Annotated in this window: 13 protein-coding genes; 1 reads left to right on the top strand and 12 read right to left on the bottom strand. The window is 48.1% G+C overall.

Annotation, left to right across the window (positions count from 1 at the left end; translation table 11 throughout):
* Positions 1–97: 97 nt before the first annotated feature.
* From VQ071_RS12030 to VQ071_RS11980, 11 genes are all read right to left on the bottom strand, one after another.
* Positions 98–1498 carry a glycosyl hydrolase gene (locus tag VQ071_RS12030; protein ID WP_340514238.1) on the bottom strand — a complete coding sequence of 467 codons (1401 nt, stop codon included), beginning with the start codon at positions 1496–1498 and terminating at the stop codon, positions 98–100.
* A gap of 81 nt (positions 1499–1579) precedes the next feature.
* Positions 1580–6691: a glycosyl hydrolase gene (locus tag VQ071_RS12025; RefSeq protein ID WP_340514237.1), complete on the bottom strand. Its 5112-nt coding sequence runs from the start codon at positions 6689–6691 to the stop codon at positions 1580–1582.
* A 30-nt stretch (positions 6692–6721) separates the two neighbouring features.
* Positions 6722–9400 (bottom strand): glycoside hydrolase family 2 protein, encoded by a 2679-nt coding sequence (locus VQ071_RS12020; RefSeq protein WP_340514236.1) that lies wholly within the window; start codon positions 9398–9400, stop codon positions 6722–6724.
* 68 nt (positions 9401–9468) lie between these two features.
* The gene (locus VQ071_RS12015) at positions 9469–10299 is read right to left on the bottom strand and encodes a carbohydrate ABC transporter permease (protein ID WP_340514235.1); all 831 of its coding nucleotides are present in this window, start codon (positions 10297–10299) and stop codon (positions 9469–9471) included.
* On the bottom strand, positions 10296–11171 hold the full coding sequence (locus VQ071_RS12010; RefSeq protein ID WP_445293288.1) for a carbohydrate ABC transporter permease: 876 nt from the start codon (positions 11169–11171) through the stop codon (positions 10296–10298). Before VQ071_RS12010 ends, VQ071_RS12015 begins: the two co-directional genes overlap by 4 nt.
* Before the next feature lie 95 nt (positions 11172–11266).
* A complete protein-coding gene (locus VQ071_RS12005) occupies positions 11267–12571 on the bottom strand; it encodes an ABC transporter substrate-binding protein (RefSeq protein WP_340514233.1) in 1305 nt (434 codons plus the stop codon).
* A gap of 176 nt (positions 12572–12747) precedes the next feature.
* Complete coding sequence (locus VQ071_RS12000) at positions 12748–13806, bottom strand: LacI family DNA-binding transcriptional regulator (RefSeq protein WP_340514232.1); 1059 nt, start codon at positions 13804–13806, stop codon at positions 12748–12750.
* Between the two features lie 248 nt (positions 13807–14054).
* Positions 14055–16385, bottom strand: coding sequence for a VirB4-like conjugal transfer ATPase, CD1110 family (locus tag VQ071_RS11995; RefSeq protein WP_340514231.1), 2331 nt, complete (start codon positions 16383–16385; stop codon positions 14055–14057).
* Positions 16378–16743: a PrgI family protein gene (locus VQ071_RS11990; RefSeq protein ID WP_340514230.1), complete on the bottom strand. Its 366-nt coding sequence runs from the start codon at positions 16741–16743 to the stop codon at positions 16378–16380. Before VQ071_RS11990 ends, VQ071_RS11995 begins: the two co-directional genes overlap by 8 nt.
* Before the next feature lie 34 nt (positions 16744–16777).
* Entirely contained in the window at positions 16778–17104 is a 327-nt protein-coding gene (locus VQ071_RS11985; protein WP_340514229.1) for a hypothetical protein, read from the bottom strand.
* A 21-nt stretch (positions 17105–17125) separates the two neighbouring features.
* On the bottom strand, positions 17126–17314 hold the full coding sequence (locus VQ071_RS11980) for an aspartyl-phosphate phosphatase Spo0E family protein (protein ID WP_340514228.1): 189 nt from the start codon (positions 17312–17314) through the stop codon (positions 17126–17128).
* 166 nt (positions 17315–17480) lie between these two features.
* On the opposite strand from VQ071_RS11980, the gene VQ071_RS11975 reads away from it, so the two are divergent.
* Complete coding sequence (locus tag VQ071_RS11975) at positions 17481–17732, top strand: helix-turn-helix domain-containing protein (RefSeq protein ID WP_340514227.1); 252 nt, start codon at positions 17481–17483, stop codon at positions 17730–17732.
* 41 nt (positions 17733–17773) lie between these two features.
* On the opposite strand, the gene VQ071_RS11970 is transcribed toward VQ071_RS11975, so the two are convergent.
* Positions 17774–18613: a hypothetical protein gene (locus tag VQ071_RS11970; RefSeq protein WP_340514226.1), complete on the bottom strand. Its 840-nt coding sequence runs from the start codon at positions 18611–18613 to the stop codon at positions 17774–17776.
* Positions 18614–18623 lie beyond the last annotated feature (10 nt).

Below are 18623 nucleotides of genomic sequence, written 5' to 3'. Positions count from 1 at the left end.
AGAAAGGCTAGCCTCTCTCCTATTCTAATGGTTGTAGTTCCATTATCTACAAATCATTTCGAGATAGAGAGTTGTCATTTAATCTAGACCGGAATGCTCAATAGACCTCAAATTCGTATAAAGAATAGCCGTATGTCGTTGCCCGTTCATAAGCATATAGTTTGACATAACGTGCTGAAGTTGAAGGGAACGTCACGTACTGGACGCCTCCTGTGCCATTTTCATCCGTATATACAGTCCACCAACTGATATTGTCATTCGATAACTGTATCTGGAACTTTTTCGCATATGCCGCTTCCCACTGCAACTTAACCATAGACATTGGCTGAACCGAACCAAGATCTACGTAAAACCAATCTTGGTTCTGCCATGCGGAAGCCCAACGGGTCGAACCATTTCCATCTACAGCTAGAGAAGGTGGATATGAAGCGCTTTCAACAGTGCCTGAATATGCACTCTTGTTGTATGCCTTATTGGCAGCCCCTGCCACAGGAACTGCAACTTCATTCTGAGTGATTACACGACTCGCCCAGTAGGTCGACTGAATCTGTGTGTTCGTATTCGATCCTGTCAAATGCTCTGTCCAAGCCATGAAGTACGCCCAATTCGGTTGCGCGTCTAGGATGGACGGGGTCGGTAGATTGCCAACTTCTCCGAGCGCGATCGGTTTGCCAGCCGCTAGCGACACCATTGTATTGTAATAAGAACTATTGAAATCATTATCATAAATATCCATGCTCAATATATCGACATAGCCTGCACCGGGATAATAGTTAGACGGAGCACCACTACTTGGCCGGTCTACATTCCATACCCAAATCAGATTATTCAGTCCATACACGTTCGTATAACGATCATACATGATCTGATACAACTTTTTGGAATTCGTCGTGTTCCCTCCCCACCAGAACCAGGAGCCATTCATTTCGTGGAATGGACGCCATAGAACTGGGACACCTGCATCTCGCAGTTGCTGCAGATACGGTACTGCTTCATCGATACGGCTGATGAATTGATTGTACAGCGTCGTACCCGGCGTCACGATCTGCGTCCATTGGGTGCTTGTCAGCGGTGAATTGTATACGTTTCCGTCCCAACTACACGGTGCCGTCGTACCAGGCTTGCACATATGCCATGTAAGTGTAACAACTGAATTCGCTGCCCATTTGCTTTTCGCCTCGTTTACAACACCTTGGCGATTGTTCATCGTGTCAAGCCCCGAAGAAGTGAAGCCCATGTCACTTCCCCACAAAGCAGGATACTGGCCGGTGATTGTTTTCGCTTGATTGAAGGCCGCCGTCGTCGAACCAGGCTTATCGTGCTGACCAGCAAGCGTATACTTTCCGGATAGACCAGCAATATAGTTTAGTAAACTCTTCGTAATTGCTGATGCATTCGGATTGACCGGCGTGGCCGCCTCTGCCTTTGAGGGTCCTGATAGTCCCACTGCTGACCAAAAGCAACATACCATGAGAATTGCAACTAACCATTTTTTCATCTTACTCATCCTCCCAACATTTATTTATTTAAAAGAAAGCCCGGTCTGCATACAGACCGGGCTATTCTCTTAAAACTCAACTCACTGCTGCTTTGCCAGCATTCTCAATATAATCGTTGCAGCTTCAGCACGCGTGGCCGTCGCATTTGGTGCAAGGCGTTGACCACCCTGTCCTTCAATCAGACCCGCGGATACGGCTGCCGCGAATTTGATCTCTGCCCAAGCCGGGACCTCTTCACGATCTACATACGAGGACAGCAACTCGCCCCTCGCAGTTTCTAGCTTCATAGCACGTATGAGCATGACGGCCATCTGAGCACGGGTCAACCGCTCACTCGGCGCGAAGCGTATTTCGCTCACTCCCTGCACAAGCCCCGCGTCTACGGCTGCCTGTACACTGGATGCGTACCAGTCTGTGGAGCGTACGTCATTGAAACCTCCCGCGTAATCCGCAGCCCCGAGCCCCAGCGCGCGTACAAGCATCGCAACAAATTCCGCACGCGTTATGGCAGCCCCCGGTGCAAACGCCGATTCGCTCACCCCATATAGTACATGCTTGGCTGTCAGCGTCTGCACAGCGTCAAACGCCCAGTGCGTGCTAGGTACGTCCTCAAAATTCTTACTATACTCGAGCACCGCATATTTGCTCAGATGCGTAAGATCTGTGGTCACCGTTTTAGATGTGGTATCAGGCTTCCCACCGATATATTCCCACTTACCTACAGTTTCATTCAAATAATAAATACCAAGCAGTTGCGGCTTAACTTGTGCGTCACCATAAGAAAGCGACAGTTGAATGTCTCCATCTATCTGATTGATCGAGTATGACTTGCCGTCCTTGGACAGCAACATCAGTTCAAGCTCATACACATTGCCAGCCAACTTCAGGGTATCGTTCGCTGATGAAGGGAGGGTATTGGCATCCACTGTGATTGGCTGCAAGCGGACTTCTAATTTCACTCCCTCGTCGCCGCCTGCAAGTGTGATCAAGCGTTTAATCAGCGATGACTGCACAGTGAGATTGACAGCGCCAGCATGTACCAACAGCGGCAAGCCCTTCAAATCTGCTACCGGAATAATCGCCTTCGTCGCTTCATTAGTCAGCGTAACGCGAGCCTGCTCTCCATTGATGACGACCTGAACGTTATCTGTCGTCGTACTTGGGACATCGCCACCGCCCGTTATCGGACCGGGATTTACGACGGATGTATCGGTCACCGTGATCGTCACATCCTCGAAAGCAGTCTCTTTACCATCGCTCACCATGAAGCGAACCGTATAGCTGCCCGCCTGGTCGTAGCCTGGCGTCCAGACCAGCCTGTGTGTAACTGCGTCAAACGTTGCGCCGCTCGGTAGTCCAGATGCGGTGTAGACAAGCGCGTCGCCGTTCGCATCAGTGGCATGCGCTACAATCGTGAGTGTCTGACCTTCGGCGATAGACTTTGCCCCGATTGGCTCGAGCACAGGCGCTATATTGGGGATTACTGCCCGAATCTCGTCGATAATGATCGTGCTATCGGTAATTTTCGCGTTGGCAACGGCATTGATGTACAAGGCAAACGAACGGATCGTCGACAGATCCAGCGGACTACCCGATTTGACGCCAAACTGGCTGAATGGCACCTCCAAATACTGCGGCTCGGTTGAATTCGGATCGAAGCCTGTGAACTGGTTCAGATGCGCTTCGGTGGAGTTGCCGCCAGACGACAGTTGAAGAATGATGTCCTGACCCTTGCCGTCGCCGACAATCCATAATCCGAGCGCAGTTGCTTTCGACCAATCGGCGTTAAGTGTCTTTGCTACGCCCGTATACCCGGAGGAGCCGAGATTGTAGACGAACTTCATCGCGTAACCAGTCTTGTCTGGCACCGGCGTAGGTACGAGCGAGATCGTGTTCATGTCGCCATTGCTGTTTTTGACGAAAGTCGAGCGAAGCTCTGCATTATCACCCGCATAGCTCTCGAAATCATCGACCAGCGCCGCATCTCCCGTACCGCCTTCATCGCTATTGGATACAACGACATTCATCTTTGCATCTTCAAGCACCGTACCGTCGCCCAGTGTGACCATCGTCCTGATCGCGAATTTGCCATCAGCAACAGTGGTCGAATCCCAGGCGGCAGAATAGTAACCGTCCACGCCAAGACTTGCGACGATTGCGTCCCCGTCACCAATCGTGAAATTGACTTTTTGGACGCCCTTGCCATAGTCGAATACCTTTGTTTTCAGCGTATACTCACCTTTGATCTTCTCCTTGTCTCCCGGTGCCATTATATATGCGTAAGGAGACTTCGCGAGCGTACTTACGGCCTGACTGTAGTTCCCGGTGACGCGATCAGCGAACAGGATGTCATTTTGATTGTAGAAGCGTACGAATTCGTCCAACATTTCGTGATTGCCCAAGGTTGGATGATTACGGTATGGAACCCAGAAGTGCGAAGGCGTCTCATCGTGTTGATTTCTCCATACCATCATATAAGCGAGCTTCTTCGCTGTCGGATCGCTCATGAGCGTATCGTGCAGCACCATGTACCAATCGGGCATCGTATTGCCTTCAAGCGCTAGCCCGTTACTGCCATCCCAGCGCAGTCCCGTCTCCGTCAATGCAGGTACCTTTGCATGCTCTGCTGCCGCACCGACGACGTATTGCGCATCCTTCAGTATCGCTTCCATCCAACCACTGTCATATTTAGGGCTGTCATTGTACATATCGAAACCCATAATATCGACATAATCATCACCCGGATAGCGGCTCAGATAGTCGCTCTCGTCCGCGAAGTGACCGTTAGGCGAGTATGCGTATAAGAAGTTGTGTACACCCTTCGTATCTCGCAGATACTCAACCGTGTACCGCCATAGATGGATGAATTCGTCTTTCGTCGTATTCGTCGTCCCCCACCAGAACCACATGCCGGAATTTTCATGGAATGGTCGGAAAATAATTGGTATCGGTTGGCCGTTGTCGTCGACGGCTAATTTTGCGAACGCGGCGAGTTGATCAAGCCAAGCCGTAAATTTCGCATTGTCTTCGCCACCCGGCAAAATACGCTGAGCGGTGGGAGTCATGTCTCCGAACCCGCCCCCGGATGTAAAGTTCGGCATATGATCGCTCAAGGTACTGATGCCATTCATACGGTAGGCGTCCTTGACCTTCTGAACAATTGTATCCATATCCGTCCTTAGATTCTCGGCTTCCCAGCCGAAGACGGCAGGATAAGCACCAACTGAGTTGTACGTATCGGATGTGACATTTGGCACGACCATCTCATAGGTGTCGTTCTGATGACCAAAGAGCGTATAGTCTTCTCGGATATTATCCAGATAGGCAAATAAAGATCTTGTGGCTGCCGTAGCATCAGGATCGACTAGCCCGACATCTTTAAGGTTAAAGCCCTCCGTACTGGCAGCCTGTCTGCCATTATCAGGCACAATCGTATCCTTAGCTAGATCGAAGTCATCCAAGTATCCTCCTGTCGCCGAACCGGACAGCTTCAAGACGATCTGTTGACTGCTGTTTGTATTAAAGCTTAGGGAATAAGCAACCCATTCGTTGGAAATGTCCGATACCGAGATATGAGCTAATGTTCTTGCCTCGTCCTCAGACAGCACAGAAGCCTCCAAGCCTCCAGCGGTCGTCTTTCCATAGAATGTAAGCTTATAATTCGTACCATTGCGAACAGGAATACGTTGAATGAGGTTATCTTCCGTGCTGCCTCCTGCAATATCCAGCGCATATCCCCCCGTCCGATAGACTGCATCCGTGACACTAAACGCAGAACTGTCTCCAGCGTTCCATGCTGTTAAGTCTCCGCTCTCGAAACCCCCGTTTTGCATTGCTCCAACCTCCCTCGATACTTTGGAGATTGCGAAGCTGTCTACATAGGCGTCGCTAGCTGTGTCTGACAGATAAACGACAACTTGATTGTTCGAGCCGCTATTAAACTTAATCTCGTTCAGTGTCCAGTCGGAGGCGCTCGTCTGGGTATTGCCCTCCTTGATTGAAGCCGACCAATCCTTTTTCAAAACCTTGTAGTAGGCACTGTTCGCTCCCTTCATGTAGAATGTCAAGACATAGTCTGTATCCGGCTGAACGTCAACATTCTGCGTCATTGAGTCCCACGCTTGCGTCGTACTTGTGATTTTCATAGCATATACTCCGTCGTAAGCTATTTCGTCCGAGACCCCAAACTTCCCGGGACTTGTTGACCAGCCGACAGTGTCGCCCGATTCGAAACCACCGTTCAACATGAGTGGAGAAGAAGGCTGCTCAGTCAGTTTAAACTCATCGAAGTATGCATCCGCGCCAGAATCTGAAAGATAAATCGCGAGCTGTGATACATCGCTGCCCGTTGTAACGGTCGCCTCATAAGCAGTCCAACTACCAGCTTGATTTGTCGTCGTCTTATCAAGGATAGCATTGGCGTACGCACCGTTTTTCACATTGATCAGCTTGTAGACAACATTACCTGTACCTTTGCCATAAAAACTGAATTTGTACGTCGTGTCCGGCTTGACATCAACAGTTTGTGCAAAGCTCTGCCACTCCTGCAATCCGCTTGTTACTTTAAGCGCATACGTACCATCATGCTTCTCGTCTGCAGTAACAGTGAACTTAGCACTTTCCGTGCTCCAACCGCTCGTATCTCCGTTTTCGAAACCGCCGTTGGCAACAACGCTTCCCGGTAGTCGCTCCAATACGAAGTCATCGAAATAGGCATCGGCGCCAGAATCGGATAGGTAGAGAACAATGTTTGATTGTCCACCGCTGTTGAATGTGATCTCATTTCTTGTCCAATCTTCACCGTTGTTCGTGTTTCCCTCGTATAGCGCAGAGGACCAGTCTTCTGCAAGTACCTTTAAGTAAGCGTTTGCACCTTTGCCATAATACGTGAGCTTGTAATCGGCTCCCGGTTGTACAGCAACATTCTGTGTCATGCTATCCCAATCTTGGGCCGTACTCGCAATTTTAAGTGCATAGCCGCCCGCATGTTTAAAATCTGAGACGATTTGAAACTTTGTACTAGAAGTACTCCATGCTCCAAGGTTCCCCGATTCGAATCCGCCGTCAACGATCGACTGAATGGAGGCGGCGCTCACGCGCTTCATCCCGGGATGCAGTAACCCCCCGAATATCAGTGTTATAGCCAGCGAAACACAGAGCAGTCTTTTGACTATCAAGCCAGATCTACTCATTTACATTCACTCCTCGATTGGTTTTTTTGATTAGTTAATCGTGCTTATGTGTGTTAATGCTTGATTAACTTGCGGAACTCTTGCCTTAGCACCGAAACATGAAAATACGATCTCAGGCTCAAGTTCAATCGGCGCAGATGTTCGAGCTGCCGTAAATACCTCATGACAACGCGGCGTACAGAGCACTATTATTTTTCTGCTCTCTCCCGGAAGCAACGTAAAATACGCATCATTTGCAAGCATCCAGTAATTGTCGCTCGTCTCGATCGGATAGATATGCATTGCTGCTCTCTCTCCCCGATTCACAACCCTATAGGTTCGCGAGCAGACGGTAAGCCCATCGCCGGACATAAACGAATCCCTCTCCCACTCTACCTCCGGCTCCACACATAAATCGGCATCATGATAAGCGAAAGCAGACCGATAGATCTTTTGCACTGCAGTCGAGAAGAAATAGTCGCACTCGGGCTCCTCCTGCCCCTCAACATGTAACCGTACGATGAAAAGCCCATCCTCCGTAACCGGCGCTTCCAACTCTACATCGCCCCGTACAATACAATCCCCAGGCTCCGCTCGAATGTCGATTGTACGCTCGCTGAGCAGATACCCGCGACCGTCCAACAACCTTAGTTGCACTGGTTTCTCTAAAACATTTCCTCCCGTCCTGCGATGCCAATAAACGGACATGTGCATCGTTTCACCCGGACGATAATCAAGTCGGCGGTAATCAAGAGATATCCGGTCAGGACGATAGGCTTCTCGCACCCAATAGTAAGCCATCTTTGGCTCCATGTAATAATCAACTAAGTTCGTGCAGGAAGCATTCGGCCATGGCTCGTTTAGTTGCCACACAAGGCTGCCGCTATTGAAGGGAATTCGTCTGCGGTTGGCTTCCAAGATAAAGCGCAGACCTTCCGCCTGCATCCACTGGCTCGCATCTGCAAAATCCGCTAAGTCATTGAAACTACCGAATAGCGCAGTGTCGCGATCGTACGTATCCCACCACTCACCATGATGTCGCCATACAAGATCGTTGCGCATAGAGGTCGGTTTTAGATGCGGTTCAGACAGAAATTTTCTCAGGCTCCTCACGGCACTTACTCCATCGACGCCGAATTCGCTGTGAAATAAGTAGTCGGCCTCCCCATACAAAGTGTAATGTTCCGGATTGCCCTCGTACTTCCAATGCCCGTGCACATCATGGCTAACACCTTTTTCACGTGTGACATACTGTACGGGTCCAGATGCCGACGTAGGCAAAAACAGCCGCATTGGGTCGTGTATAGCCACGAGTTCACGAAGCATCGCAAGATTCATATCTTCGTACGTAGAGGGACGATCAAACTCGCTCATTAATTCGTTGCCACCGCTCCATACGGCCAGTGATACGTGGTTGCGCCGCATTTTTAGCGCATGCGTCGCGCTACTCGCTAATAGTGTGAGAAACTCTGGCTTCTTGGACGGCTCATTGTCTATTCCAGAACTCGATTGAATAAATTCCTGCCAAATTAAGATGCCATGACGGTCACACAATTCATAAAGCCAATCTTTCTCAATCAGCCCTCCCCCCCAAATACGCAGCATGTTCATATTCGCGTGCTTCGCTAACCGAATCGTCCATTCATAGTGTGAACGGCGGATATTTCCATATAAATGATCAAGTGGCGTAAGATTGGCACCTTGAATGTAGATACGTTCACCGTTAATGACGAATGTATACGGTAGAGCATCAGCCGGCCCACCCGGATTTTTTTCATAGCAGAGGCTGCGAATTCCTACCTCGCGGCAGTGCTCATCAGACACCACTTCATCCTCCAGCAACCGCAGATGCAATCGATACAGTGGTTGCTCGCCATACCCGTTTGGATACCACAGACGCGGCTTTTCGACTGTAAATGCCAACTCCGATTGACCAGTACCAAGCAAGGCTTTGTCTGATGCTAATACGACCGGCGCTGAAACTGACGCGACATTCTCACCATTCGGGTCAATCAGAGTCGCCTCAACAAACATTGTTGTACCTACCGAGGCACTGCCAGTCGCGCTGTATTTTCTTACGTCCGCTGTGATTGCGACTTGTCCCGTTACTCCGTCAAAATTAGTAGAGATGGAAATATCCGATAAGGAAGAAGTGCCGTGAATACGAAGTAAGACATCGTCCCAAATACCTATATTGACAAGACGCGTGGAAAAATCCCATTTATAGTTAAACCTGCTCTTTTGCGTGAACGTTTGTGAAGTCAGCCCGATCTGTCCCATTTCGTCCGGAGGATGTTTCAGAACGACCTGCAACTCAGCAGTCTTGGCATTACGCAGGAGCTCGGTCACATCGTACACCGCATGCTCGTACATACCGACATGTTCTCCGAGTCGAACCTGGTTTAACGTGATAATCGCCTCATAATCAAGACCCTTGAATACGAGTTCTACCCGTTCTCCCTTCAACTCCGGCAACTCGAAGGTGGTACGATATACCCACCATCGGTTTTCAACCCATTCGCACTTCACACTGTTGTCGTCCATGTATGGATCGTCAATTAGTCCCGCCGCATAAAGATCCTGATGAACACCTCCGGGTACAGTCGCCGGCAACCACTCGGTTACACCCATCAATTCATTTCCAATCTCCATACTCGTTCCTTTGCATGGAACCCATGGCCAGAACCCCTTCATTTCCCAGCGTTTATCGCTTATCTTGTGTTCAATCATGAAGTCCTGACCTTCCTTTCTACACGACTACCCCATTGACAAGTACACTTAACAAATATCTTCTTTCGTTACCCTTTGACCGAACCGCTTGTAATGCCCGAGAAAATATAGCGCTGTAGGAACAAGTAGAGCACAACCGTGGGGATCATAATAAGTAATATGGTTGCACTGATATAACTCCACTGTGCCTGGTTGTTACTGGCGAAGCGGAAAATCGACGTTGAAACTGTTACCAACTCACTTTTAGGCATATAAAGAACGGGAATATAAAGCTCATTGTAAATGTTAATTGTTTTAAGAATAACCAGCGTCACTGTAGCTGGGGCAAGCAGAGGGAAAATGATTGAACGGTAAATGCGGAACAAACTCGCTCCGTCCATCATCGCACTCTCGTCAAGCTCGTCCGGGATATTGCGAATAAACTGAAGGTAGATATAGATCTGAATAACGTCAGCCCCAACGAACAGTAGTACCGGCGCGAACATTGTGTTAAATAAGCCAAACGTCTTCATTATGGAAAAGACGACGACCTGCGTCGTAATCGTTGGTATGACCGTCGCGAACAAAAAAGCGCCCATGATAAAGGACCGAAAGCGGAAACGGAATTTACCTAGCACGTAGGCGACCATTGTCCCGAGAAGCACGTTCCCGACAAGGGATAATGCGATAATGATGACGGTGTTTAGGAAGCCTCGGCCCAAATCAGCCCGTTCAAAAGCAACGTGGAAATTTTCCAAATAAGTGAATGAATGCGGTAGGGCGAAGGGGCTCGTATTTTCATCCGTGCGCTTAAATGCATTCACAACGATGACATATGGAGGAAATACGATTAGAAACGACCAAAATATGAGAATAACGTATTTCAGCCAATGGACGGGATCTACTTTTCTCTTTATCATGCTCTCTCCCCCCGAATGACCAAACGTTGCAAGCCGAGTAGCCCAATTGTCAGAAGCAATAACACAACACTCATTGCCGATGCCAAACCCGAATTGTTAAACTCAAACGCCGTTTCAGTTGTCTTAAGCAGGAAGGTTTCGCTCGCGCCAATTGGACCACCTTTGGTCAGAATGTAAGGAAGGTCAAATACGGATAGGGCACCGCTGAGCGTTAAAAATAGATTAAGCTGTATAATTGTCGTAAGGCTAGGTAGCGTTAGATGCCACAACGACTGGAACCGACCGGCTCCGTCAATGCGAGCCGCCTCGTACATATCATTCGGCAGAGACTGCAATGCACCAAGATAGATGATCATTGTGTATCCCATATACCGCCACAGGCTGATACCGGCGAGCGAATAATTGACAAGCGCTGCATTGCCCAACCAACTCTGTTTAAGCCCGTCCAGACCGACCAAATCAAGCAAGATATTCAACGATCCGTTTGTTGTATCGAACACGTACTGAAACATAAACGCGATTGCTACGCCATTTATAATGTAAGGAAGAAAGAGCAACAACCTAAATCCGTTTCTTCCGCGCAATCTCGAGTTCAGAACAATAGCGAATAAAAGCGCGATCACATTTTGTAAAATGCCTCCGAAAAAGTACGGAAGCTGATTGACGAACACGCCAAAGAAGTCCCGATTCGTGAATACTTCCCTATAATTATCCAGTCCAAGCCAATTAAACTTCGCGGACAGACCGTTCCAATCGGTGAAGCTATAGTACAGCAACTTAAAAGCCGGATAATAGGTCAACAATGCTAGTAAAAAAAGCGGAATAGCCAGAAATGTGACGATTAGCAACTTACGTTGTCTTGCGTATGGCAACACGAATCACACCTTCACATCATAGTCGGACGAGGGAAAGACGCCGGTCGAACCATTAATTTGGGTCCGAGCCGGCGTCGTACGGCTGGTTTTTGTTATTTCTTGACTTTCGCCCATGTCTTGTTGTAACTGGCGAAGACGGACGCCGGGTCTTTGGCAAGGATAAATTCTTGCACAATCGCTTCTTTCGTGATCTGTGCCTTATTTGTAAGGTCAACCGCTTGAGCCGTATCCGTCACAAGTTCAATATAGTTCGGCTTATAGGATTCGAACTCGACGAGCTGCGGCAGAGTTGGTTGCTTATCTTTCAAGATGGGCAATACATCGGAATCTGCGCCGGACTCTTCGATCATCCATTTTACAAATGCCTTGGCGACTTCGAGGTTTTTGCTATTTTTGTTGATACCGTATACACCTGCACCTGGAGACAGCACGACATTTTTACCACCAGCATTGTCATAAGGGAACGGGAAGAATCCGACGTTTTCGGACGGAGTACCCGTGTCAATTACTTGCGGAATAACCCATTGACCAAGGAAATACATCGCAACTTTTCCGCTCGCAATATCCTTTTTGGATTGCTCCCAGTTGGTCGAGTTGACGTCCGGTTCAAGATAGCCCTTTTCATACATCGTGCGGATAATGCTCATCGACTGGCCGAACGGACCGTCCATCGTATATGGCGTGTCGGAATCGACGCGTTCGTTGTAGAAGTTGCCGTCATTCGCGATGGCGATCGGCACTTCTTTCGAAAATGGATATAACGGCCATTGATCTTTGAAGTTGGAAGCAAGCGGCACGACACCTTTAGCCTTCAGTTTTTCAGCCGCCGCGTAGAAAGCATCAAGCGTCGTCGGGATCTCTGTGATACCGGCATCCGCAAATGCTTTCTTGTTATACACGATGCCAACGATATCGACACCGGAGGCGATACCATATACCTTGCCATCCAGGGAGCGATTGTCCTTAAAGCGGAGCCGATCGTTAAGCCCGAGGTCATCAAGCGGCGCGTAGTAGGTGGCTAGGTCTGAGTTGGAAACATTGCCCGGAATGTTCATAACATCAGGATATTCGCCTGAAGTAAGGCGTATCTTAGCCGTTTTGTCGTAGTCGGTAACCGCCTCGAATTTAACTTGTGCGTTGGGGTACTTTTCGTGGAAGCGTTTGGCGTATTCGTCGTAGGTATTGCCGATCAGGTCGGTTCGGTTGCTTAAGTACGTAATCGTACCGCTGATGTCGCTAGCCGACGGTTCGGACGATGCCGAAGCTCCTGACTCGCTCGTCGCGGATGCGCTAGCGCTGGGCGAAGAACTGGACGTATTATTGCTGGTACTACCACATGCCGCCAATCCACCCGCGAGCAATGCGAGCGATAGCGCTGCCGTTAATTTCTTTTTCATTCTGATGTATCCCCCTTAAAATTATGATATCGCTTACATGATGAATTATATCATTGTGTTTTGTATAATTCAACATATAATTTAACTTATCATAATGTTTAATTAAAATATTCAATAAAAAAGGGACTGCTGAGTAATTCCAGCAGTCCACAATACAATATTTTTTATAGCTCTAGCTAACCCTCATCATCAGCCGACCTTAGCGTATCGCGTTCGACAAATTTTGTGCCAACCATGACTACCTCACTTTGGCTATCTGGCTGAGCGATACGCCGCAGCAAAATCTCAACGGCCCGATAGCCGATACTCTCTTTGGCAACACGCACTGTAGTCAGTTTTGGATGCATCATTCCGGCTAGCGATAGATCATCGAATCCCACAATGGAATAATCTTCGGGAGAAGACATGCCTTCTTCTGCCAGTCGGTTAATCGTATCGAAGGCGAACATATCGTTGGCGCAAAAAAAGGCCGTTACGGGAGATTTAGAGTGGATAGCCTGAATGAGTTGCTCTCCGAACTCTGGCTTTATATAGTTGCCTGTGCCGCTTGCTCCCACACCCGATATCCATTCGATCGTAGCTTTAGTATTTGGAGATGCTGCATTAAACATCTTTACCGCATCCACACATCCCCTTGCCCGCTCCGTGAAACTCCAAGCTGAATCGACATCACCGACAAATCCGATCTGCCTGTGACCAACTTTTAGGATTCTCCCCACCGCATCGTAGGCTCCGAGATAATTATTGGATAGAATATGGTCAAGATCGGGACTAAGTAAGCTCGTATCGATCATAGCGAAGGGTATATTCCTGGATTCAAGTTCTTCTATCGCTGACTCAGCTATATGTCCAAGCACCAAAGCGCCATCGATTTTATCGACTTTAATGGCAGCGGGAAGCGTATCGCTTACACTGGCCAGATCGATACCGGCTAAAATCATCGTGTATCCTTTTTCGCTGATAGCTTGTTCAATTCCACGCATTATGCGCCCCCAATACTCAAAATCGTTTAGGTAGGCTCTCGGCATAATGACAGCAATATATCCGGTTTTGACACGTGGCTTATCTCTTTTATTATTTCTTAGATGAACTGGGTAACCAAGTTCCTCGGCTGTACGCCAAATATCATTTTTAGTTTCGTCCTTTACGGCAGGGTCATGAGACAACGCCTTCGAAACTAAGGCCTTCGACACCCCTACCTTATCCGCTATCATTTGAAGCGTTACTTTTTTCATTGTATTCTCCTCGGACAAGTTCATACGGAATAAACACAAACATCATTCTCATTTCCATTTTAACTTTTTCAACATTTATGTTCAACATCAATTCGTTTATATTTTTTTAGAAACGCTTGTCAATATAAAATAACCCAATGCCACCTTTGTATACATTTCCCCAATCTGAAGCCGATAAAGTTATTGCGCGAGAATTTAGTGCAAGACGGCTAATCATAATTCCAATCAGCCGTCAATTATTAATTTAATTACTCTCCAGGTTTCGTCGACATTAAGCGGTACAATTTCGTGTTGCGCGGAAATTTGTCAGTAAACGGTACAAGAGAACTGCCTACTTTCATCAACCCGTTCCCGGCATCAACATTCGTAACGTAAGAAAGTTGCAGGTCGGAAATATTGAGTAGTTCGGCAAGTTCCATACGGTCAGTGCTCGCCTGATTTAACATGACAACAAACTCGCTATTTGCGAGCATTGTACGGGCAGTATGGCTTTGTAATAGATCATCCACATTCTGCGTGATTCCCGTACAAAAAGCGCCATACTTTCGTACCCGCTTCCAAAGCGTGGTCAAAAAGTTGGCGCTGTATTCGTGTAGAAAAAGAAGATATATCTCATCAATGAAGATAAACGTATTCTTACCCATGGCACGATTTTGTGTAATCCGATTGAGGATGTTGTCCAGCACCACCAGCATGCCGATTGGAAGAAGCTGTTTGCCTAAGTCGAGAATATCGTAGCAAATGAGCCGATTGTGGACGTTGACATTGGTTGGCTGGGCGAACGTGTTCAAGCTACCAGCAGTAAACAGCTCAATCGCTAGTGCGATGTCCTGCGCTTCCGGTTCTGCCTGCTTGAGCAGCTCCGCACGAAAATCCTGCAAAGTCGGCGGTTGTCCCTTATAGTTACTCTGTAGATATTTGCGATACACAGAAGCGGTGCATCGATCAATGAGCGATTTCTCCTTCGCGCCAAGCTGATGTCCGCCGATCAACTGCTCGCACAATGACAGGACGAATTCCGATTTAAGGATGATTGGATTGGCCCCATCGCCGTAATTTCGGTTCATGTCCATGGCATTGATATGATTCGGTGAAGTCGCTGAGATATGAATCGTCTCGCCGCCCATCGCATTCACTAGCGCAGAATACTCCCGCTCCGGGTCAATCAAGATAATGTCGTCATCGCTCGCCAGAATCTGGTTAACGATTTCTCTCTTGGCGGTAAAACTCTTGCCGGAGCCGGATACACCGAGGATGAAACTGTTTCCATTTAACAGTTGCTTTCTATTGGCGATGATCATATTTTTGCTGATAACGTTTTGGCCGTAATAAATACCGTTCGGCTGCATGATTTCCTGCGCTCGAAACGGAATAAAGACAGCCGTACTTTCAGTTGTGAGTGTCCGCAACGCATGAACCTTTCGCAGCCCGTACGGCAATACTGTATTCAGGCCGTCCATTTGCTGATAGGAGAGCGTGGAGAATTGGCATAGATGCTTGCGAGCCGTAGTAAGCAATGTTTCCGTATCGTTATCAAGTTGCTCCTTGCTGTCTGCGATGTGAACCATCGTAAGCAGCCCGAACATCATCCGCTGATCACGTGTAGTCAGGTCACTAAGAAATTCTTTACTCTCCTTACGTTGTTGCTCCATGTCGTAAGGAACGACAGCGGAAAAGTTATTATTACGATTTTGCCGTCGCTGCCAATTTGTGATATTCGTCTCCACACCAAGCAAACGGCTTTCTACTTCGCGGACGGCTTCATCGGTCGGGATCGGGATCACATCAAGCGACAGCAGCAAGTTGCGGTTCATGTCGCACAATTCGGCTACCATGCTATCTTTGATGTAACTGGCGTAATCGCGCAGAAAGATGACCCGACCGTAGTAATCCCCCATCCGAAAATGATCTTTGGCAAATTCGAAGGTGTCCGGGCAAATGTAGTCTTTGAAATCGTGTCCCTTGCGCATCATCTCCTGCATGTCGAAGCGAAAATCAGCTTCTTCGCCAACTCGGAAAAAGTCATGCAGAATGCGCAAGCGGTCTGTCGCATCAAGTTCGGTACATTTTGATCCAAGTCGGGAGAAATGCGCCGACAACTCCGTGTTGACCCTCGAAAAGTAATGACGGGCTTCGTCCACATTCTTTTTAACCACGGAGATGGTGATGTATTTCTCCTGAATCGTTCCATTGGTGTTGCCATTCGTCGCTTTGTCAAACAGCATATCGTTGTATTCCTGGCGATACTCATCCAGCCCATCATCCCGGAGCGGAATAAAAATGGAACGTTCTACATCTGCCTGATGAAGTCGCCGATTGTGAATCGTAATCTTAGTGGTCGCACCACTATCAAATGAATTAAGCAGTTCAGAGTAGGAAAGGAACATGGTCTCCTTATCCTCTCGCGAAGCGACCGCGTAATTGATGTCCGCAAAACGAAACGACTTCGAGAATTTGTTGCCGACAGCAAAAATCCCGTCCGGCCATATGGCGCGGATCGGGATCGCTTGTTGTACGCTTTTGGGTATGGCAGATCGTTCTTTGTCCTGCTTAATGGTTCGTTTAAGCGTCTTAATCATTATGCTTCATCCTTTCTTGCTCACGCTTGTGTATACTTCCTTTCAGCACTTCGTAATAGAGGTTGGATGAACGGAAGACAAGCTGTCTTGGCATCAATAACTCCGATTTTACAAATGTCCATAAGAGCTGCTCCGCCGTCATGCCGTGGTAACGGATAAATCCGAGCGCGGCGCAAGGAGCTGCCCCTAATATGCACATCCAACTCAGTGTTTCAAGTCCGAAATAACTTCGCAGTCCAAAATACAGTCCAATCGCCGCAATAACTGCCAGAACAGAAAAAAAGAACTGTCGCAAGGACAGTCCGAAGAACAAGCTTTCCGTATAATCCCGGATTTCCCGGTTGATTTTCACTTCCATATCATGAGCCTCCGTTTAAGTTACTCCGGTTCGACTACCGCTTTTCGTTGCCTTCCGTTTTGTTTGAATCATCGATGGAAAGTGAATCGTTCAGGAACGATACAACAAGTTGCGCACCGTCCCGTATGCCTTGCAAATACATGCACTCATTTTCCATCGCCCGTACCAAATGTGCCTTGTCCTCCCATTCCAGAAATGCCGGATTGAGTATGTTGCCGTTCCGCACGTCCATCGATTCATAAGCTGTTCTCTCTTCCTCGCGATACTTCTTCAACTCTGGATGCCGTTCAAACTGAGCTGCAACCTGATCCAATCTGCGCTGGATCGCTTGTTGAAACCAAGATGGGAATGTCATCGCCATCCTTCCTCCCTCGCTTCTGTGTTATCGTTGCTGTTGTCCGCGCCCAGTATTCTTCTTTTTCTGCAGCCGGCCGATAAGCTGATCGATCTTTCGGCTTTGCTCCTGAACCGATTGGTTTTCGGCAAGAGGAATTCCTTTTTCCAATGATTCGATACCCAGTTCATTTAATTTTCTGCGTTCTTCTTCTAATTGCGCCAGTAATCGATTCATCGGTCAGCCCTCCATTTCTGAGCGGAGCAGTATCTTGCGCTGACTGACAGGTTGAATACTGCCTTTTTTAATGCGATAATCGGTTTATTTTTTATTTTAATTCGATTTTCGCATTAAAACAACGATACGCTCACGTACAATTTGGTTTGTAAGGTGGGTGTTATCCATGAAGCATCGGAAAGAGCCGCCGGGCGACAAAAATATAATTGGAACTCGTGTTGTTGCCCTCCGTAAAGCGAAAAAGATGAAACAGAAAGAGTTTCTCGCTAAATTACAAACGGTGGGACTCGACCTCAGTCCGACCAGTTTGTCGCGGCTCGAAGGGCAAGAACGACTTGTCCAGGACTTCGAAGTCGTGGCGATTGCCAAAGCTCTGGACGTATCTGTGCGTGAACTGCTGGGCGAATCATTGGACTAAGCCTAGAAGCGTGAGAAGAGGATGGCAATGGTATGGCGTTGTTACAGTCCCATCATTTCGCGCACGATGCGGTCTGCCATTTTAATGGTACCGACGAGAACCAACATGTTAAAAATTAACTCTCCGATGTAAGTCCATACCATGGTGATCGCACCTGCCCCGTCATCAACAGCCGGGGGAGCCGTAGCGAAAGCGGAATAGATGATGCATGCTAGTACAATAATTGCACCTTCCAGACAAGCAGCCGCGTATCCCTTCAGGAACGACTTCCCGATGTTTTGACTTGGCTCCCCCGCGAATGTGGACAGCGGAACGGGAGCAATTGCCGTATACAAATACATTCGGAAAAAGCGCCCATACACCGAAAGGATCATCACAAAGGATAGGACTGTAATGAACAGACTGCCGAGGATGGTGACGATCCACAGCGGAATGCTTTGCCAGAAGCCGACATCTTCAATCGCATCCACGACCGTATTCGGCAAAGCCATTGCCTCTGACGTTCCGAACCCGGAACGCCCCATCATCGTCGAGATGATCCCCTGTACAATCGTAAACAGTGCCATCATCAACTCTAGCCCATAGGTGACAACCGCCTTGGCTAGCACAAAACGAATGAAAAGCTTAACAGCCAGCTCCGGCTTTTTTACTTCCGCGAAACTGCCCGTCGTCCTGACAACCCCAATCACAAAAAACAAGACTAGCAGCGCTAGTCCTGTCGCTTGTAATGCACCGTGAATATCCGTGATGACGCGCCATACACCACCGCCCTTAAAATCCGCCGGCGATTGCGTAACGAGGCTCCATATTTCGTTCATCTTATCGTTCCATGTATCCAAAGCATTTTCAAGATTGTCTATCACCCAACTGTTTTTGGACATATTCTCACCC

It is taken from the genome of Cohnella sp. 56 (assembly GCF_037963805.1).
Taxonomy (GTDB): Bacteria; Bacillota; Bacilli; order Paenibacillales; family Paenibacillaceae; genus Cohnella.
The sequence above is the reverse complement of the archived record's forward strand: the minus strand, read 5'-3'. Positions and strand labels throughout refer to the sequence as shown.